The sequence below is a fragment of the Deinococcus terrestris genome (assembly GCF_009377345.1).
GTDB lineage: Bacteria > Deinococcota > Deinococci > Deinococcales > Deinococcaceae > Deinococcus > Deinococcus terrestris.
On sequence record NZ_WBSL01000001.1, the window covers coordinates 990,682 to 1,009,789 of the forward strand.

A 19,108-nucleotide genomic window follows, 5' to 3' on the forward strand; every position below is an offset into this window, starting at 1 on the left:
TCCGGTTTTACCACGCCCCAGCGCCCCGCGGCGAGGGACAGGCGGGCCGGGCTGTCCCCCGCCGGGTGGGGGGGGGCCAGACCTTGCGCCCGGCGGTACGTTCCGCCCAGGGGTCCTTTCCTATACTGCCCGCATGACTGGCGTGGCCGCCCTGACCCTCCCCGGTACCGCTTTCGAGGCGCGGCTGCGCGAGGTGCTGCGCTCGCGCGTGGCCTTTATCGAGCTGATCGGAGACGACCTCGTGGCCGCCGGGGGCAAGCGGGCCCGCCCCGCCGTGACGCTGCTCGCGGCGCAGGCCCTCGGCGCCCGGCCGGAGGCGCCGGAGTGGGGGCACGTCACGGACCTCGCCGTCTGCGTGGAGCTTCTGCACTCGGCCTCGCTGCTGCACGACGACCTGATCGACGACGCCGACACCCGCCGGGGCCAGCCCGCCGCCTTCCGGCGCTTCGGCAACGTGGTCAGCGTGATGAGCGGCGACTTCATGCTCTCGCGGCTGCTCACGCTGCTGGCCGGATTGCCCGGAGGCGCCGACCTGACCCGCGCCTTCGGGGACGCGGCCTCGCGCATCTGCGAGGGCGAGGTGCTGCAATTCCAGGTCGCGGCCTACGGGGAATACAGCCTGGAGGCCTACCTGGAAGTCATCGGCGGCAAGACGGCGGCCTTGCTCGCGCTGGCGGCCTGCGGTCCCGCGTGGCTGCTGGGCGCCTCCGCCGCGCAGCGCGAGGCCCTGGCGACCTTCGGCTGGGAATACGGCCTGGCCTTTCAGATGCGCGACGACCTGCTGGACCTGACGGGCGACGAGGCGGCCCTGGGCAAGCCCGTCGGCGGCGACCTGCGCGAGGGCAAGGCCACCCTGCCGGTGCTGGACCTGCTCGCGGGGCCGCACGCGGGCGAGGTGCGTGAGGTGCTGGAGCGCCGCGCCGCCCGCCCCGGCGACGTGGAGCGGGTGCGGGACCTCGTGGAAGGTACGGGAGCGGCCGAGCGCACGCACGCCGAGATTCGCCGCCGCGCCGACCTCGCCGCCAACGCGCTGGAGGCCCTGCCCCCCTCCGCCGCCCGCGAGGCCCTGGCGGACCTCGCCCGCCACGAGAGCCGCCGCCGGGCCTGAGTGTCTGCTGGCAAAGGCTCGTTCCCTGGCCGTCCCATCCTCGCGGACACTCTCTAGACCGGGTTCAAGTTCGGTGTGCCTGTGGCTGTCAGTTGCCAAGTCAGAGGGTGATTCACCCTCCCCCCTCTCCTCTGGAAGCATTTCCAAGTTCTTGCCGTCCAGGCAGGCGGTTTTCCGAGGTTGACGCTCTCAGGTTGCCCCGATACAACGGGGGTGCCCCCGGCAAGTGGGGCGGGGCCGGAGCCGGGACGCGCGGCGCTGCGGCGCGTGTATCCTCGGGCGGACACCGGGACGAACCCCAAAGGAGCGTGATGAGGGCATCAGGACTCAACTGGCAGGGCCTCATGGAGCAACTCCAGGAGGCTTTGCCCCACTGCGAGGTGACTGACCAGTCGCTCGCGTATTTCAAGTATCCCCGGCGCACCGTCGCCGTGAACCTGCCCGTGCGGATGGACGACGGGCGCATTCAGGTCTTCCGGGGCTACCGCACGGTGCATTCCACCGCGCGGGGGCCGAGCATGGGCGGCGTGCGTTTCCGCACGGGCCTCAGCGCCCATGAGTGCGAGGTGCTCGCCGCAATCATGACCCTCAAGGCGGCGGTCGCGGACCTGCCCCTCGGCGGTGCCAAGGGCGGGGTGGACGTGGACCCGCAGACCCTCAGCCCGCATGAACTTGAGGGCCTGACCCGGCGCTACACCTCCGAACTCGTCGAGCTGATCGGTCCGTCCGAGGACATCCTCGCCCCCGACGTGGGCACCGACGCGCAGACCATGGCGTGGATACTCGATGCCTACGGTGAGAACACCGGATCGACCCAGGGCGGCATGGTGGTGGGCAAGCCCATCCCGCTGGGCGGCTCCTACGGCAGCAAGGACGCGCGGGGCCGCTCGGCGGCGATGGTGGCCGCGCAGGTGCTGGAAGACCGGGGCGAGAGCCTGCGCGGGGCGCGGGTCGCTGTCTACGGGTTCGGGGACGTGGGCCGCAAGGCCGCGCAGGTGCTGGCAGAGCGCGGCGCCCTCGTGATCGCGGTGTCCGACCAGCACGGAGCCTCCTTCGCCAGCGGCGGCCTCGACCTCACGGCACTCTCGGCCTACCGCGAGGAGCACGGCAGCGTGCGCGGCTTCGCCACCGAGATCAGTCCCGACGAGGTCGTCGAACTCGACGCGGACATCCTGATGCTGGCCTACGACTACGGCTCGGTGAACGCGGGCAACGCCTACGCGGTCCGCGCCCGTTACGTCGTGGAGGCCACCAACCGCGCCGTGCTGCCCGAGGCCGAGCGCGTCTTGCGGGCGCAGGGCGTGTGCGTGCTGCCCGACCTCGTCGCCAGCATCGGCGGCGTGATCGTGAACTACCTCGAGTGGGTGCAGGACGCCAGCAACTTCTTCTGGACGCCTGCCGAGGTCGAACGCGCCATCGACCTGCGGGTGAACGCAGCCCTGCGGGACGTGACCGCCTTTATGCGGACCCGCGACCTCGACATGCGGACGGCCGCCTACGCGCTGGCCCTGAACCGCCTGCACGAGGCGGCGGTGATGCGCGGCGTGTACCCGTAACCCAGGTTCCAGGCGCGTCCCCCCAGCCAGCGGCCACGCGCGAGCCGCCCCGTGCGGCAAAGTCGGACACCGTCACCCTGCCCCTTTCCCCGGAGGCTTTCCCACCATGACCACCACCCAGGACCCGCAGGCCCAACCGCCGCAAAATACGCAGCGCCTCGGCCAGCACACCATCCCCAGCTACCTCGACCCCAACAACATCGGCCCCTACGAGATCTTCCTTGAGCAGGTCGAGCGCGTCACGCCCTACCTCGGCAAGCTCGCCTACTGGGTCGAGACCCTCAAGCGGCCCAAGCGCATCCTCGTCGTGGACATTCCCATTCACCTCGACGACGGCACGGTCGCGCACTTCGAGGGCTACCGGGTGCAGCACAACACCTCGCGCGGGCCCGCCAAGGGCGGTATCCGCTACCACCAGGACGTGACCCTCAGTGAGGTGATGGCCCTTTCCGCGTGGATGACGGTCAAGAACGCCGCCGTGAACCTGCCCTACGGCGGCGGCAAGGGCGGCATCCGTATCGACCCGCGCAAGTACTCGACCGGGGAACTCGAGCGCCTGACCCGGCGCTACACCACCGAGATCGGACTGATCATCGGGCCGGACAAGGACATCCCCGCCCCCGACGTGAACACCGGGCCGAGAGAGATGGCCTGGATGATGGACACCTACTCCATGAACGTGGGCCGCACCTCGACCGGCGTGGTGACCGGCAAGCCCGTGACCCTGGGCGGCTCGCTGGGCCGCGCCGACGCGACCGGGCGCGGCGTCTTCGTGACGGGTGCCGAGGCGATGAAGAAGCTCGGGATGCCGATGGAAGGAGCGAAGGTCGCCGTGCAGGGCTTCGGCAACGTGGGCGAGGCCGCCGCCCGCATCTTCCACGGGCATGGGGCGAAGATCGTCGCCATTCAGGACGTGACGGGGACGATCTACAGCGAAGCAGGCATCGACCCGGCGGCGGCCCTGGCGCACCTGCGGCAGACAGGCAAGATCACCGACCTGCCCGGCACCGAGGAACTCACCCGTGACGAGTTCTGGGGAGTGGACTGCGACGTGCTGGTGCCCGCCGCGCTGGAAAAGCAGATCACGCTGGCAAACGCCGACCGCATCAAGGCCAAACTCATCGTGGAGGGCGCCAACGGCCCCACCATCCCCGCTGCCGACGACCTGCTGGCCGAGCGCGGCGTCACGGTGGTGCCCGATGTGCTCGCCAACGCAGGCGGCGTGACGGTGTCGTACTTCGAGTGGGTGCAGGACTTCTCGTCGTTCTTCTGGACCGAAGAGGAGATCAATGGCCGCCTCGACCGCATCATGGCGGAAGCCTTCCTGAGCCTGTGGGACGTGAAGGAGCGCCACGGCGTGACCCTGCGTACCGCCGTGTACATCGTGGCCTGCACGCGGGTGCTGGAGGCGCGGGCGCTGCGGGGGCTGTACCCGTAAGGGCGGCCAGCTTCCAGCCGCCAGCAAGTCCGAAAGCCTCAGCCCCGTGCTGGGGCTTTTTTGGCTGGTCGCTGGGGGCTGGCCGCTACAATGCCCCCCATGACCGACCCCCTCCGCGGCTGGCAGCCCGCACCTCCCGGCTTCAAGCATGTCGTGAGCGTGTCGCTGGGCAACTCCTCGCGCAATGCCCGCGAGGAACTGACCGTGCTGGGCCAGCCTTTCGTGCTCGAGCGGCTCGGGACGGACGGGGACGCGAAGAAGGCCGCCGCCCTGTTCGCCTCGCTCGACGGGCGGGTGGACGCCTTTGGGCTGGGGGGGGCGGACCTGTACCTGATCGCGGACGGGCGGCGCTACACCTTCAGCAACGTCCGCAAGCTGGTCTCGCACGCGCGGCTGACGCCCGTGCTGGACGGCAGCGGCCTGAAAAACACCCTGGAGCGCGACGCCATCGCGCAGCTTGACCCGGTGGTGGGGTGGCGGGAGCAGCGGGTGCTGATGGTCAGCGCGGTGGACCGCTTCGGGATGGCGGAGGCGCTGGCCGGGGCCGGGGCGGACGTGGTGTACGGCGACCTCGTCTTTGGCCTCAATGTCAACGTGCCGCTGCGGTCCATCGGGGCGTTGCGGCGGCTGGCGCGGCTGGCGCTTCCGGCCTTGACCCGGCTGCCGCAGGACTGGTTTTACCCGACCGGCGACAAGCAGAACTCCAGCGTGCAGGGCCAGGGCACCCGTTACTACGCCTGGGCCGACGTGATCGCCGGGGACACCCACTACGCCAAGCGCTACGCCCCGCGCGACCTCGCGGGCAAGACGGTCCTCACCCAGACCATCACGGAGGCCGACCGCACCTGGATGGAGGAACGCGGCGTGGCCCGGTTGATCACGACCACCCCGCGCATCGGCAAGCGCAACTTCGCCACCAATGTGCTGGAAGCCTTTTTCGTGGCGCTGAGCGGCAAGCAGGAGGCCCTGAGCGAAGGAGAGTACCTGCGTTATATCCGCGAGGTGGGCTTCCGGCCCGAGGTCACCGAACTGGGGCAACGGGCGCAGGGGCACGGCCCGGCCGTCTCCAGCGCCGTTCCCAGCGCGTCCCCACGCTGAAGCCCGGAGTCTTGTGCCCGGCGCGAGGTCTTCGCCGGGTGAACGGTGACGGGGGCCTGCGTCCCTCCCCTCTCCCCGAGCGTGAGGACCTCTCAACCTGACGCTCAGGTGAAGGCTGTGCCCACTGCCTACGCTAGGGCCAAGGACGTGACCCATGACCCAGCGAGATCCCCGGCTTGACCTGACGCCCGACCAGCGCACCCGCACCAATGTGGCGACCTACCCGACCTACGTGGAGGCGCAGCGGGCGGTGGATTACCTCAGCGACCAGAAGTTCCCGGTCGAGCGCACCGCCATCGTGGGCGAGGGCCTGAAGATGGTCGAGCAGGTCACCGGGCGCCTGAGCTGGGGCCGGGCGGCGGGCCTGGGTTTCGCGCAGGGGCTGATGATCGGTCTGTTCGTGGGCCTGCTGTTTGGGCTGCTGGGCCTCACGGCGGGCAATTTCCTCTTTGCCGTCGCCTACGGTGTGGTGCTGGGCGGTATCACCGGGCTGGTGTGGGGATTGATCGGGTACGCGCTCAGCGGCGGGCGGCGCGACTTCACGTCCGTCGGCGGCATGAAGGCCGACCATTACGTGCTGCTGGCCGACCCCGAGGTGGCCGAACAGGCCCGCAGCCTGCTCTCTGCCATGCCCCTGCGCTGATCGCTCTCACTGCCCCCACGCCCCCCGACACCGGGGGGCTTGTCCATGAACCCAGCCGCTGTTCCCGGCGCAGGAACGGGGCGGGCACGGGTAGCATGGCCGCATGACCCAGGCCGCAACCGAGCTTCAGGAACTTATCGCCGAGATGGAACAGCGCCGCGCCAAGGTCGAGGCGGGCGGCGGCCCCGAGCGTCAGGCCAAGCAGCGCGAGGGCGGCAAGCTGACCGCCCGCGAGCGCATCGAGACGCTGCTGGACCCCGGCTCGTTCCTGGAACTCTCCACCTTCGTCGAGCACGGCCGCAACCGCCTGATGGACGGGGTGGAGGCTCCTGGCGAGGGCGTGGTGACGGGCCGGGGCACCATCCACGGGCGGCAAGTGTTCGTGTTCAGCCAGGATTTCACGGTGCTGGGCGGCTCACTGGGCAAGATGAACGCCGCCAAGGTCACCAAGGTGATGGACCTCGCGGCCAAGACGGGCTGCCCGGTGATCGGCCTGAACGACAGCGCGGGCGCCCGCATTCAGGAGGGCGTGGATTCCCTGTCAGGCTACGGCGAGATCTTCTACCGCAACGCGATCTACTCGGGCAGCGTGCCGCAGATCAGCGCGATCCTGGGGCCGTGCGCGGGGGGCGCGGTGTACTCGCCCGCCCTGACCGATTTCGTCGTGATGAGCCAGGGCAGCTCCTACATGTTCATCACTGGGCCAGAGGTCATCAAGTCGGTCACGCGTGAGGAAGTCACCTTCGACGGGCTGGGCGGTGCGGACGTGCACACCCGCAAGTCGGGCGTGGCCCACCTCTCCTACGAGGGCGACGAGGCCGTCCTCGCGGGCATCCGCGACCTGCTGACCTACCTGCCGCAAAGCGCCCGCGAGGAGACGCCCGCGCAGCCCTGCGCCGATCCCGCCGACCGTCCCACTCCCCGGCTGCTGGAGATCGTGACGCCGGACCAGCGCAAGCCCTACGACATGCACGCGGTGATCGGGGAACTCGTGGACGAAGGCAGCTTTCTCGAAATCCAGCCGAATTGGGCGAAAAACATGATCTGCGGCTTCGCGCGGCTGAACGGCCGCTCGGTCGGCATCGTGGCGAACAACCCCAAGGTGATGGCGGGGACGCTGAACATTGACGCCTCGGACAAGGCCGCCCGCTTTATCCGCACCTGCGACTGCTACAACATTCCGATCCTGACGCTGGTGGACGTGACCGGTTTCCTACCGGGGGTCGCGCAGGAACACGCGGGGATCATCCGGCACGGGGCCAAGATGCTCTACGCCTACGCCGAGGCGACCGTCCCCAAGATCACCCTGATCACCCGCAAGAGCTACGGCGGGGCCTACCTCGCCATGAACAGCCGCGACATGGGCGCGGACGTGGTGTACGCCTGGCCCACCGCCGCCGTCGCCGTGATGGGCGCAGAGGGGGCCGCCAACATCGTCTACCGCCGCGAGATCAAGCGGTCCGAGAACCCGGAAGCCACCCGCGCGGCCAAGATCGCCGAGTACAAGGAGACCTTCGATAACCCCTACGTGGCGGCCGCCAAGGGCTACATCGACGACGTGATTCCGATGGAAGACACCCGCCGCCGATTGATCCAGACGTTCGAGATGCTGCGCGGCAAGGAGGAAGTGCGGCCCTACAAGAAGCACGGGAACATCCCGCTCTGAGCCACCCGGAAAGGAGGCGCGGCGGGGTTGATCAACCCCGCCGCGCCCTTCTTGATCTCAACGCCTCAGCGAGCGCCGAAGTTCTGGACCCAGTAGTGGCGATAGCTGCCGCCCTGGGCGTAGCCCACGCCGAGTTCGCGGAAGCTGGGGTTCATGATGTTGCGGCAGTGGCCCTCGCTGGCGAGCCAGCCCGCCACGACCTGCTCCGGGGTGGTCTGCCCGGCGGCGATGTTCTCGCCAATCGTGCGCCACGCGTACCCGGTCGCGGAGATGCGCTGGGCCATCGTGCGCCCGTCCTGGCTGGTGTGGCTGAAGTAGTTGCGGGTCGCCATGTCGGTCGCGTGGCCCTGCGCGGCCTGCTCGAGCTGCGCGTTGTAGGTCAGCGCGGGCGCTGCCGCGAAGCTGGTCGCGCCGCAGGTGCGGGCCTGGGCACGGGCGGCGTTCGTCAGCTCCAGCACGCGCCCGGCGTAACCACTCGGCGTGGTGGGCGTGGGAGCAGGCGCCGGAGCGGGGGCGGGGGCGGTCGCCGCCGTCACGGTCAGGGTGAAGTCCACGTAGGCGCTGCGGTAAGAGGTCAGAGCAGCACGGATCACAGCGTTTCCGGCACCCCTGGCGGTGACCAGCCCCGTCTGGGACACGGTAGCGACCGCCGCGTTGCTCGTGGTCCAGGTCAGTTCGCCGGGCTGCGCGGGGCGGCCCCCCACGGACACGGTGAGCTGCCGGGTCTGGCCCACGACCAGGGTTCCGGCGCTGGCCTGCGCTTCCAGCCGCGTGGTCACGGCGGGGTTCGCGGCGGGCGCCTGTGCCGAGGGAGCGGAGGGCGCCGAGCCGCACGCCGCGAGTGTCAGGAGGCCACCGACCAGCAGAACTTGCTTCAGAGCAGACATAGGCCCCATCACATCAGGCCAGGGTAGGTAGGGCATGAGTTGAGACTTCTCATCTCTCATGCTGAGCAAACGGTGTTGACGACAGTGACGGCGACCAAAAGCTGGGTTTTTAACTTAAAGAATCTCTAAGCTTCTCACGCAGGCTGTGAACTTTCCACTGCTGGGGCAGGCAAAGTCACGGATTTCCGTCGCCCTTCATGAGGAAGAAGCTCACCTCCTCCGCCTCAACGACCGAGATCGGGGAAGTGGACGGCACGCTGGCGAGCAGGAACTCTCCCAGGGTCGCCGCGCCGTTCAGCAGGGCACCGTCTACCGCCGGGTCCAGGGTGCCCCACAAGTGCGCCCGCCCCCCGGCCCCGGCGGCCTGCCACAGGAGCGCCCCCACCGCCTCGCTCCCTGCATAGGCCAGCAGCAGGGTGTAGTCGCGCCTGCCCTCCAGAACGCGGCCCAGGTGGCGGGCCAGGGCGCTCCCCCACTCGGGCGTGCCGTGGGCCTCGGCGATCACGGCGGCCCAGCGCGGCAGGTGCAAGCGCGACACCTGCTCGGCGGTCAACGGGGAGGGCGAGGGGTCGGCCCGGTAGACTCCGCAGCGCAGGCTGGCGATCTCCTCTCCCGCTCCTCCCACCCGGCCCGGCACGGCGACCAGCGGCGGGTACCCCCGCGACCGCTGCCACGCGGCCGCCTCCCGCAGCCGCTCCGGAGCTGCGCCCGGCAAAAAGGCGGCATTCAGCCCCAGGACATTCACCCCTGGGGTGTGCAGCGCGACCCCGCCCGCCACCTCCGCTCGCTCCGAGGCGAGCGGCCCGAAGTAAGCGAGGAGATCGGCCAGGGCAGGAGGGGCAGGGGGCAGCATCCCCGGCAGCCTAGACAAAAATGAACAAGAACGCGCCGCCTCCGGGTGGGGAGGCGGCGGCGTGGTGGTGACCCCAACGGGACTTGAACCCGTGTCTGCGCCTTGAGAGGGCGCTGTCCTGACCGCTAGACGATGGGGCCGTTCGGTGTGCGGGAAACCGCCCGTGGGCGGGGTCAGGCGCGAAGAGTAAGTGTAGGGGTGCGGGGGCGGAAAAGTCAAGTCCCTCCCTACTCCAGGTCATCGTAATGGTGCAGCAGGGCCGCCTCGGGGTCGGTGCCCGCATGGTGGTGCCGGGCCACCAGGCGGGCCACACGGGGCCGCGCTCCCGCCCGCGCGAGGAGTTCGGCGCCCAGCTCGGGGTGATACGCCCGCACCGACAAGGCCCCGAAAGGAAGCAGCCGGGCCAGCCGGTTGGGCACCAAGCCCACCAGCACCCGCTCGACGACCCGGTAGGGGCGAATGCTCTTGCCACAGTCGTGCAGCAGCGCGGCGGCCACAACCTCGGGAGGGGCGGCGGGGTGGTCGCGCAGCAGGTGGCGGGTGACCCGGCAGGCGTGCTCGCGGTCGCGGGGGTCCATTCCCAGGAAGACGCGGGCCTCCGCCGGGGTGAGGTGTGCCGTGGCCCAGGCGTCCCGCGGGGAGGCGAGGCGGGGGCTGAGGCTGCGGGCCAGCCGACCCGCCTTACCCAAATACCCCCGCGCCTTGCGCTGGACCCGTGCGGGGAGCGACAGACGGGGAACCCGGTCCAGCCCCAGTGCGTCAGCCCCAACCGGGCCGCCGTCCGGGTCAGTCCGCAGCGGCGTCTCCCGCGCTGACCTCCAGCGCCGCCAGCGCCCGCTCCGCGCTCATGGCCGCGCGGGTGCCCGCCCCCACGCTGGTGGCGAGCTGGCGGTACACGTGGTCGGACACGTCGCCCGCTGCAAAAAGCATCGGCACGCTGGTGTAGATCTCGTCGGTGACCTCCACGTAGCCGTCGGAGCGCAGGGCCACCACGTCCTTCACGAAGTCGGTGTTGGGCACGTGCCCGATAAAGATGAACACCCCATCGGTGGGCATCTCGGTGACCTCGCCCGTCTCCAGGCTCTTCAGGCGCACGCCCGTCACGTGGTCCGCCCCCTGAACCTCCTCGACGACCGTATTCCAGATGTACTTCATCTTGGGGTTGGCGAAGGCGCGGGCCTGCGCGACCTTGTTCGCCCGCAGCGTGTCGCGGCGGTGAATCAGGGTGACCTCGTCCGCAAACTTGGTCAGGAAGAGGCCCTCCTCCACCGCCGCGTCCCCGCCCCCGATCACCACGACCTTCTTGCCCCGGTAGAAAAAGCCGTCGCAGGTCGCGCAGGTCGAGACGCCCTTGCCCCAGAAGTGCTCCTCGCCGGGGATGTTCAGGCGCCGGGGGTTGGCCCCGGTCGCCAGAATGACGCTCTTGGCGCGGTAGGTGCCGCCGTAGCCCCGCACCGTGAAGGGGTATTCGTGCGCGTACTCGTCACGCTCGATGGCCTCCACCTCCTCCATCTCGATGCGGGCGCCGAACTTCTCGGCCTGCTGCACCATGCGTTGGGCCAGCTCCATGCCGGGGATCGGCTCGGGAAAGCCGGGGTAGTTCTCGACCTCCTCGGTCTGGGCGATCTGGCCGCCGGGCAGACCCTTTTCCAGCACCAGGGTGCTCAGGCCGCCCCGGCCCGTGTAGATGGCCGCCGTCAGCCCGGCGGGACCGCCGCCGATAATCACCACGTCGTAGTCCTGAGGGGCGGGGGTACTCGTCATGCCTCCGAGCGTACCACCACGCACATTTGGGCATGGTCAGGCAAGCACACTTTATTTTCCAAAGCATCAGCGGCAAAAAAAGCCCCCGCACGCGGCGGGGGGGATATTGGCTGGGGCACAAGGACTCGAACCTTGATTAACGGTGCCAGAAACCGACGTCCTGCCATTAGACGATGCCCCAACGGAGACTGCTCTGGCGCTCGCCCGGCCCCGTAAGGCTGAGCGTGAGGGAGTATAGCGGCCCACCCCAGGGCCGTCAACTGCGGGGCAGCGGGGATGAGCAGGCCACGGCGGCCGGAGTGCGCCCTGGCCGGGGTCGCACCTGCGCTTGCCCCCCCTATGGGGTGATGTTACACTGAGGTGTTGCCGCGCCCAAGCGCAGGTACAGGTATATGTGGGGCCGCACCCGAGCTGGAGGCGGACCCGCAGGAGGAGCAGGAGTTCATGGAAGACCAGACCCAGACCCCCGCCGCAGAGGGCGGGACCACTCAGCCCACGCCGGGCACCGAGCAGACCAGCACCGGGCAGACCGGCAGCGAGCAGACCGCTGCCCCGCAGGCTCAGGCGAGCAGCACCCCGGCCAGCACCGAAGAGCGCGAGTACCCCGCCATGACCATGGAGGACGTGCTTGCCAGCGAGTCGACCGAGCACCAGATGGTGTCTCGCGGCGACATCGTCGACGGCACCGTGGTGTTTATCGGCCAGGAGGGTATCGCGGTGGACGTCGGCGCCAAGGTAGAGGGCACCATTCCCCTCAACCAGATCGGCGACGAGCCCGTCACGCTGGAAGAAGCCCAGCAGATGTACAAGCCCGGTGACAAGATCGAGGCGTACGTCGTGCGGGTGGACCTTGCCAACAGCCAGATCGTTCTTTCCAAGAAGCGGGCCGACCAGGACAAGGGCTGGCGCGTGCTGGAAAAGATGCAGGAGAACGACGAGGCCTTTGAGGTCGAGGTGCTCGAAAAGGTGCGCGGCGGCCTCGTCGCGCAGGTCGAGGGCATCCGGGCCTTCCTGCCCGCCTCGCAGGTCGACACCCGCCGGGTCAACGACCTTGATCCTTACGTCGGCAAGCCCCTGATGGTCAAGCTGATTGAGCTCAACCGCAAGCGCAACCGCGTGATCATCAGCCACCGCGCCATCATGGAAGCCCAGAAGGCCCAGGCCCGCGAGCAGACCGTGGGCAAGCTGGTCCCCGGCGCCCAGTTCGAGGGCGAGGTCGTGGAAATCACCGACTTCGGCGTCTTCGTGAACCTCGGCGGCATCGACGGGCTGGTGCACCGCAGCGAGCTGACCTACGGCCGCTTCAACCACCCCCGCGACGTGGTCAAGGTGGGCGACAAGGTGCAGGTGCAGGTCATTGACGTGGACGAGGGCCGCGAGCGCATCAACCTCTCCATGAAGGCCCTGACCCAGGACCCCTGGGAGGGCGCGGTGGACCGTTACTCCATCGGCCAGCGCGTGAAGGGCAAGGTCACCAACCTGACCAACTTCGGCGCCTTCGTGGAGCTGGAGAGCGGCCTCGAAGGGCTGGTGCACGTCAGCGAGATGAGCTGGACCAAGCGCGTGCGTCACCCCAACGAGGTCATGAAGGAAGGCGACGAGGTCGAGGCCGTCATCTTGCGTATCGATCCCAAGGAGCGCCGCATCTCGCTCGGGATTCGTCAGACCACCGACGATCCCTGGAGTGCGCTGCCCGACCGTTACCCGCCCGGCACGCCCGTCAAGGGCAAGATCACCGGCATGACCGACTTCGGCGTCTTCATGGAGATCGAGGAGGGCATTGAGGGCCTGATTCACATCAGCGAACTCGACACGCAGCGCGTGAACAACCCCGCCGACCTCTTCAAGAAGGGCGACGAGATCGAGGCCGTGATCCTGAACATCGACCCCGTCGAGCAGCGGGCGAGCCTCTCGCGCCGCCGGGCGATGGGCGGCGGTGGCCCCGTGCGCGACTTCGTCAGCCAGGGCGGCGGCAGCCGCAGCGACCGTTACAGCGGTGGCGGCCAGGGCGGCGGACGCAGCGGCGGCCGTGGTGGGCGCGGTGGCGGCGCCGACTACAACTACAACGCCAAGGACGCCCAGCAGGGCGGCAAGATCAGCACGAAGCTGGGCGACGTGTACGCCGACCTCTTCGCGCAGTTCGGCCTCGGCAGCGACAAGAAGGACGAGGGCAGCGCCCCCGCCGACACTGCGGAAGGCACCGAGAAGCAGGGCGAGTAATCCCCTGACGTTCGGCGAGAGGCCCACGGGAGCGATCCCGGCGGGCCTCTCCCCTTTGGGCTTTCGGGTACGCTCGCCGCATGACCATCATGACCTGGGGCCTCCTGGGCGCGGCCCGCATTGCCCGTGCCCTCATCCCGGCCATCCGCGCTGCCGGGGGCGAGGTGACGATGCTGGGTGCCCGCAAGCCGGACTCGGAACGGGTACAGGCCTTCGCGCGGGAGTGGGGCATCGGGAGGGTGGGCACTTACGCCGACGTAATCGCCTCGGACGTGGGGGCCGTTTACAATCCGCTGCCGAACGATGCCCACCTCCCCTGGACCCTGGCCGCGCTGCGGGCGGGCAAACACGCGCTGACGGAAAAGCCGCTGACGCTGAACGAGGGAGAAGCGCAGACGTTGGCGGACACCGCTGACGAGACGGGCCGGGTGCTGCTGGAAGCCTTCGCCTACCGCTTTCAGCCTCACGTGGCCCGCCTGCGCGAGATCGTGGCGTCGGGGGAACTGGGCGAGGTGCGGGCCTTCCGGGGGGCCTTCGGCTTTCCGCTGACGAACCCGGACGACTTTCGCTGGGAGGCTGAGATGGGCGGGGGAGCTCTCTATGACGTGGGCTGTTACCCAGTCAGCCTGGCCCGGCTGCTGCTGGGCGAGCCGCGAGCGGTGACAGCGCAGGCCCGGTGGACGTCGGGGGGCGTGGACCTGGGCCTGAGCGGAACGATGGATTTCGGGGGGGCACTGGCGAGTATCGACTGCGCCTTCGACTGGGGTCCGGCAGCCACACAACGGCTCACGGTGGTGGGGACACTGGGAAGCCTGGAGATGGACGGTGCCTTCGAAAGCCACAATGGAGTGCCCCTGACTCTGCGGGTCCGTACCGGTGCGGGTGAACGTACCGAAACGTTCGCTCCCCACAACGGCTACGCGGCGATGGTGGCGCACTTTGGGCGGGCGGCGCAGGGCGAGGAAACGCCCCTTTTCCCGCCGCAGGACGCCGTGCGGCAGGCGCGGGTGCTGGACGCACTGTTCGCGGCGGCGCGGGAGGGGCGGACGGTCACGCTGGAGTGACGACCTTTACGGCAGCGGCCAGCGCACGGTCCCAAGTTGATCGGTCCGCCAGACCTTCGCCCCCGCAACGGTCAGACGTTCCAGCACATCCGGGTGCGGGTGCCCGTAGGTGTTGCGGCCCACGCTGATCAGCACGTCGGCGGGCGTGCTCTCCTTCAAGACGGCTTCCCCCGTGCTGTGGCGGCTGCCGTGATGGGCGGCTTTGAGGAGGTCGAGGTCGCCCACGCCCACCCGCGCCTCGCCCCAGGCATCCAGGTCGCCCAGCAGAGCGGCGCGGAAGTCGCCCGACTCGACGGTCAGGGCGACGCTGTTGTCGTTGTCCTCGGTGGACCAGAAGCGGCCCTCAGGCCAGAGGACGGTCAGACGAACGTCCCCAGCCTCCACCCGGTCGCCCCGGCGGACCTCGCGGACGGGGACGCCCTCCTCACGGGCCACGTCGAGGAGTTCGGCCAGCACCGGATCGTCGGTCTTGCGCTGGCCGATCCAGAGTTCGCCCACCGGAAGCGAGCGCAGGACGCCAGACAGCCCCTCAATGTGATCCGTGTCTGCATGGGTCGCCACCACGATGTCCAGTTCCCGCACCCCCAGCGCCCGCAGCGCGGGGACGACCGTGCGGGTGCCCACGTCGTAGTCGGAGCCGACCGAGCCGCCGCCGTCCACGAGAACCTCCAGCCCCCGCGACCGGATCAGGGTGCTGTCGCCCTGGCCCACGTCCAGAAAGACGAGTTCGTGGGCGGGGCGAATCCAGCCTGGCAGGGCGGTCAGGAGAGCACAGGCCAGCGCGGTCCCCAGCGCCACGGGTGCCCGCACCCGCCCCAGCAGCCACAACACTCCGGCGAGCGCGGCCACCCCGTAAGCCACGAAACCTCCCGCACCCACACTCCCCCAGGTCAGCACCGGGGCCTTGCCGAAGACCTCTACCACGAGCAGCAGCGCCCAGGCGAGCAGCCCCGTCAGCGGGCTGAGGACCACGCCGAGCGGTCCCAGCAGCCCCGCCAGAAAGCCCAGCGGCACCAACGCGGCCATGATCACCCCCGCGACGAGGTTGGCGGGCAGGCCGACGAGCGGCAGTTGCCCGAAGGTGCCCGCGATGACGGGCAGGGTGGCGAGTTCGGCCAGCACGGTGGCAACGAGGGCGAGTCGCAGGGCCATCGGCCAGCGCTCGGGCAGTCGGGCGGCCAGCTTCCCCGAGAGGGTCAGCCCCAGCACCGCGAGGAAGGAGAGTTGGAACCCCACATCCAGCAACCACAGCGGGAAGGGCAGCAGGCAGGCGACCGCCGCGAGTGCGACCGTGCCGTAGGGGTCGGGCTTCCCGCGCCCGAGGGCAAAGGCGACGAGCACGGCAAAGCCCATCAGGACGGCCCGCAGGATGCTGGGCGAGACGCCCACCAGCATCAGGTAGGGCACCAGCAGTCCGGCGGCCACCACGTAGCGCCACGCCACCCGCACCCGCAGACGAATCAGCAGCCACACGACCACTCCGGTCAGCAGGGCCACGTTCTGCCCGCTAAGGGCCATCAGGTGCGAGAGGCCCGAGCGGGCAAAGGCGTCGCGCACCGAATACCCTTCCGCGAACTCCTCGCGGCCAATGTCGCCCCGGTCCCCGAGTTCGATGGCCTGCATCAGCGCGGCCTGCCGTTCCCCCAGCCCGGCGGTCAGGCCCCGGCGGAACCAGCCGCGCCCCCCTCCTTCCGGGGTATGAGCACGGACCCTGGCGGCGACGAGCACGGCCGTCGGCGTGGGCACCAGCAGCCCGCCTTGCCCGCGCAGCCACGCGGCCTGGTCGAAGCCGCCCGGAATGCGCCGCCCGTCGGGGCGGACCAGGCGCCCACTGACCGTCAGTTCGCCGGAAGACTGGGTCGGCTTGGGCGAGAGGGCTATCCGCGCCGGGGGATCGTCCAGCCGCAGGAATTGACCGTCCCACTCGCCGCGCAGGGTGACGAGGGCGCCTACCCAGGGGGTCATGGGGTCGGGTTTCGCCGCGTTCAGACGCTCGGAGCCGAACCCCAGCCCCAGGCCCACGACTGCGAGGAGGCCGAGGAGGGGGCGGCGATCCAATGCCGCGAGCACCATGCCTGCCAGCATCACCAGCCCTCCCCAGATCAGCCCCAGTCCCAGCAGGATGCCGCCAATCACGCCGAGCGCGAGGGGAACAGGCCAGGCGAGGCGCCCGGCAGTGGCCCGCGTTCCGCTGGTGGAACTCGGCACCGAAACGACTGGAGAACCTGCGTGCCGCCCCAGCATCAGAACGTGACGAGGGGCGCGAGGTCCTCCAGGGTGGAGGGACCTATGCCCTTCACCCCGTCCAGGTCGGCCAGCGAGCGGTAGGGCCGCCCCGCCACAATCCGGGCCGCGAGGGCGGGGCCAACGCGTGGGAGGGCTTCGAGCTGCTCGGTGGTCGCCGTGTTCAGGTTCAAGCGGCCCGAGATCAGCGGCGTCACGCTGCTGGTCGTGGGGTACTCCGGCGCGGCCTCGGGCGGGGTGGCAGGCGGCGGCAGGGCCACCCGCGTCACCGTCGGAACGGTCACGGGCGGGCGCAGGGCAGGTCCCAGCGTCAGCGCCCCCACAGCCAGCAATCCACCCGCGAGCAGGGCCGTCCAGTGCCGTTCGGTGGGAAGCACGCCGGGAGTGTAGGGCGGGGGTCATGGCGGGGAGGCGCACCTGAGGCGGCCAATGGGGGGAGTCGGTGGGGGTGGTCCCCCGCCCGCGATGCGGGACGCCCGCGCGGCCCTCACCCCCCGGTCAGCCTATGCTCGGCGCGTGACCTCCGTCCCCGCCTCCCGCACCGCCCGCCTGACCCCCACCGTCCTGCTGTGCCTCGCCCTGGTGTATGTGCTGTGGGGCAGCACCTATTTCGGCATCAAGGTGGCGATCGGGAGCCTGCCGCCGATGGGCATGCTCTCGCTGCGCTTTCTGGCGGCGGGGGCGCTGCTGTACGCGTTTCTGCGCTGGCGCGGGGCGCCGAGGCCGACCGCGAGGGAGTGGCGGGCCTCGGCGCTGGTGGGCCTCTTGCTACTGGGCGGCGGCACTGGGCTGGTCACCCTGGCCGAGCGCGACGCGAGCAGCAGCGTGGCGGCGATGGTGATCGCGGTGTCTCCCCTGTTCGCTTCCCTCTTCGCGCGGCTGTGGGGCGAGCGCACCAGCGGGCGCGAGTGGGTGGGTATCGGGATCGGGCTGGTGGGCATCGTACTGCTGAACGTGGGCGAGCTGCGGGCCACACCGCTGGCGGCCGGGCTGCTGATACTGGCCCCTCTGTGCTGGACCTTCGGCAGCCAGTGGTCGCGCCGATTGCCCCTCCCCGCCGGACTGATGGGCAGCGCCGCCGAGATGCTGACCGGCGCCGTGCTGCTGGGAGGAATGAGCCTCGTGATGGGGGAACGCTGGGGCACGCCCACCCCGGCCAGCCTGTGGGCGCTGGCGTACCTGGCGGTGTTCGGGAGCCTCGTCGCTTACAGCGCCTACATGTACCTCGTGGCGCACACCCGCCCCGCACTGGCGACGAGTTACGCCTACGTCAACCCGGTCGTGGCCGTGCTGCTGGGCGTCGGCCTGGGAGGAGAAAGCCTGACCGGGCTGGGGTGGCTGGCGCTCGCCGTGATTCTGGCGGGGGTAGTGCTGGTGGTGTGGCCGCGTGGGGGGGCGGTGGGGCCAGAGGCGTGAGGACGCCTCACCGCTTGCTGAGCAGATACCCCTTGGGATGATGCCCGCCGCTGTAGACCTGAAACAGTTCGCGGACATGCCAGCGGTCCTGATCGCGCAGCAACCCCTCGAACAGCCGGATCTCGTGGGTGACCACCGCGAGGCGGCCGTGCCGCGACAACAGGCGGTGCATCTCGGTCAGGAAGGCGGGGTAGAGCGCGGCGTTGGCCCGGTGCGAGCCGATGGCGTCGCCCCAGGGCAGGTCGCAGACGATCAGGTCGAAGGAGCGGGGCGGCAGGCCCGTCGCCAGGGCGTCCACCTCCGCGACCTCCACCTCCCGCCCGGCGGCCTGGAGGTTGGCGCGGGCGCAGGCAACGGCCCCCGGGTCGATGTCGACACCCACCATCGCCGCCGACGGTCCCAGCAGGGCACGTTCCACGAGGAGGGTGCCGCTGCCCGCCATCGGGTTGAAGACGCGGTCCTCCTCGCGTACCCCAGCGAGGCGGTGCAGGGCGTAGGCAATCGTCGCGTTCAAGCCACCGCCCCGGTTGCACACCCGCCACGCCCGCGCGGAGAGGGGCCGGGGAGTGATTCGAGCCAGCACCTCCCAGCCGGGGCCGCCCTCCTGGGGGCGCAGCCGGACGAGCAGCTCGCCTTCTTCCGGGTCAAAGGGGAGGTCCAGCCCCCGCGACAGTTCTTCGGCCAGCCGGATCATCACCGCCGACTCGCGGCCCGCCGCCGCCAGCCGGAAGGACCGGTGCCCGCCCCAGCGCACGACTTCCCCCAGAAAGGCCGTCAGCTCCCCGAGTTGCTGGTGCCCCAGCAGGCCGCGCGGCCGGGGCACGTCCCAGGCCCGCACCCGGTAGGCCGCGACCGCCCCGCGCAGCCGGGTCAGGCGCTCGGGGTCGCCGGGATACCAGAAGCGCAGGCCCCGCAGGTCGCGGGCCAGCGGCACCCCGCGCAGTTCCTCGGCGGCGACTTCCTCCAGGCCGGGCAGGGCCTCCAGGGCGTACTCGTGGGCGGGTTGCCGGGCGCGGTGGTCGCCCTTGGGCTTTTGTGGCCGGGTGAAGGTCGGATTTTTCTGGCGGGACGGGTTGACGCGGGCGGGGCGGGGCATAGCAGGGCAGTATACGGGGCGGGCCGCCCTGCCGGGGCCTTCAGAGTCTGCGCGG

16 protein-coding genes and 2 tRNA genes are annotated in these 19,108 nt (G+C 70.2%); 9 read left to right on the forward strand and 9 right to left on the reverse strand.

Going from position 1 to position 19,108, the window contains the following annotated elements:
• The first annotated feature begins 133 nt into the window (after nucleotides 1-133).
• The 6 genes from F8S09_RS04870 (at nucleotide 134) to F8S09_RS04895 (ending at nucleotide 7,509) form a co-directional block, all read left to right on the forward strand.
• Nucleotides 134-1,108 (forward strand): polyprenyl synthetase family protein, encoded by a 975-nt coding sequence (locus tag F8S09_RS04870; RefSeq protein WP_152869377.1) that lies wholly within the window; start codon nucleotides 134-136, stop codon nucleotides 1,106-1,108.
• Between the two features lie 311 nt (nucleotides 1,109-1,419).
• The gene (locus F8S09_RS04875; protein ID WP_152869379.1) at nucleotides 1,420-2,664 is read left to right on the forward strand and encodes a Glu/Leu/Phe/Val family dehydrogenase; all 1,245 of its coding nucleotides are present in this window, start codon (nucleotides 1,420-1,422) and stop codon (nucleotides 2,662-2,664) included.
• A gap of 106 nt (nucleotides 2,665-2,770) precedes the next feature.
• A complete protein-coding gene (locus F8S09_RS04880) occupies nucleotides 2,771-4,102 on the forward strand; it encodes a Glu/Leu/Phe/Val family dehydrogenase (RefSeq protein ID WP_152869381.1) in 1,332 nt (443 codons plus the stop codon).
• A 99-nt stretch (nucleotides 4,103-4,201) separates the two neighbouring features.
• Nucleotides 4,202-5,200: a quinate 5-dehydrogenase gene (locus tag F8S09_RS04885; RefSeq protein WP_152869383.1), complete on the forward strand. Its 999-nt coding sequence runs from the start codon at nucleotides 4,202-4,204 to the stop codon at nucleotides 5,198-5,200.
• Between the two features lie 154 nt (nucleotides 5,201-5,354).
• Complete coding sequence (locus F8S09_RS04890; protein ID WP_152869385.1) at nucleotides 5,355-5,843, forward strand: general stress protein; 489 nt, start codon at nucleotides 5,355-5,357, stop codon at nucleotides 5,841-5,843.
• 103 nt (nucleotides 5,844-5,946) lie between these two features.
• Nucleotides 5,947-7,509, forward strand: coding sequence for an acyl-CoA carboxylase subunit beta (locus tag F8S09_RS04895; RefSeq protein WP_152869387.1), 1,563 nt, complete (start codon nucleotides 5,947-5,949; stop codon nucleotides 7,507-7,509).
• Nucleotides 7,510-7,574: 65 nt separating this feature from the next.
• Here the strand turns inward: F8S09_RS04895 and F8S09_RS04900 are convergent, their stop codons facing one another.
• The 6 genes from F8S09_RS04900 to F8S09_RS04925 all read right to left on the reverse strand — a co-directional run bounded on the left by F8S09_RS04900 (nucleotide 7,575) and on the right by F8S09_RS04925 (nucleotide 11,194).
• Nucleotides 7,575-8,396: a CAP domain-containing protein gene (locus tag F8S09_RS04900; RefSeq protein ID WP_194165214.1), complete on the reverse strand. Its 822-nt coding sequence runs from the start codon at nucleotides 8,394-8,396 to the stop codon at nucleotides 7,575-7,577.
• A gap of 175 nt (nucleotides 8,397-8,571) precedes the next feature.
• Nucleotides 8,572-9,249 carry a hypothetical protein gene (locus F8S09_RS04905; protein ID WP_152869391.1) on the reverse strand — a complete coding sequence of 226 codons (678 nt, stop codon included), beginning with the start codon at nucleotides 9,247-9,249 and terminating at the stop codon, nucleotides 8,572-8,574.
• A gap of 65 nt (nucleotides 9,250-9,314) precedes the next feature.
• A tRNA-Glu gene (locus tag F8S09_RS04910) sits at nucleotides 9,315-9,389 on the reverse strand.
• Nucleotides 9,390-9,476: 87 nt separating this feature from the next.
• Entirely contained in the window at nucleotides 9,477-9,938 is a 462-nt protein-coding gene (locus F8S09_RS04915; protein ID WP_227978447.1) for an HD domain-containing protein, read from the reverse strand.
• 97 nt (nucleotides 9,939-10,035) lie between these two features.
• Nucleotides 10,036-11,013, reverse strand: a complete 978-nt coding sequence (trxB, locus tag F8S09_RS04920) for a thioredoxin-disulfide reductase (protein ID WP_152869395.1) — start codon at nucleotides 11,011-11,013, stop codon at nucleotides 10,036-10,038.
• 107 nt (nucleotides 11,014-11,120) lie between these two features.
• Nucleotides 11,121-11,194: transfer RNA gene (locus F8S09_RS04925), tRNA-Gln, on the reverse strand.
• Nucleotides 11,195-11,457: 263 nt separating this feature from the next.
• Between F8S09_RS04925 and F8S09_RS04930 the strand changes: the two genes are divergently transcribed.
• Nucleotides 11,458-13,233: a 30S ribosomal protein S1 gene (locus tag F8S09_RS04930; protein WP_152870150.1), complete on the forward strand. Its 1,776-nt coding sequence runs from the start codon at nucleotides 11,458-11,460 to the stop codon at nucleotides 13,231-13,233.
• Nucleotides 13,234-13,313: 80 nt separating this feature from the next.
• Nucleotides 13,314-14,297: a Gfo/Idh/MocA family protein gene (locus F8S09_RS04935; RefSeq protein ID WP_152869397.1), complete on the forward strand. Its 984-nt coding sequence runs from the start codon at nucleotides 13,314-13,316 to the stop codon at nucleotides 14,295-14,297.
• Nucleotides 14,298-14,303: 6 nt separating this feature from the next.
• On the opposite strand, the gene F8S09_RS04940 is transcribed toward F8S09_RS04935, so the two are convergent.
• Entirely contained in the window at nucleotides 14,304-16,541 is a 2,238-nt protein-coding gene (locus tag F8S09_RS04940; protein ID WP_152869399.1) for a DNA internalization-related competence protein ComEC/Rec2, read from the reverse strand.
• The gene (locus F8S09_RS04945; protein ID WP_322618536.1) at nucleotides 16,541-16,918 is read right to left on the reverse strand and encodes a ComEA family DNA-binding protein; all 378 of its coding nucleotides are present in this window, start codon (nucleotides 16,916-16,918) and stop codon (nucleotides 16,541-16,543) included. Before F8S09_RS04945 ends, F8S09_RS04940 begins: the two co-directional genes overlap by 1 nt.
• A 139-nt stretch (nucleotides 16,919-17,057) precedes the next feature.
• Here F8S09_RS04945 and yedA point away from each other — a divergent pair, with 139 nt between their 5' ends.
• Nucleotides 17,058-17,957 (forward strand): drug/metabolite exporter YedA, encoded by a 900-nt coding sequence (gene yedA / locus F8S09_RS04950; RefSeq protein WP_322618537.1) that lies wholly within the window; start codon nucleotides 17,058-17,060, stop codon nucleotides 17,955-17,957.
• A 7-nt stretch (nucleotides 17,958-17,964) separates the two neighbouring features.
• Here yedA and F8S09_RS04955 read toward each other — a convergent pair whose 3' ends face one another.
• Nucleotides 17,965-19,053, reverse strand: a complete 1,089-nt coding sequence (locus F8S09_RS04955) for a methyltransferase domain-containing protein (RefSeq protein ID WP_152869403.1) — start codon at nucleotides 19,051-19,053, stop codon at nucleotides 17,965-17,967.
• Nucleotides 19,054-19,108: the final 55 nt, after the last annotated feature.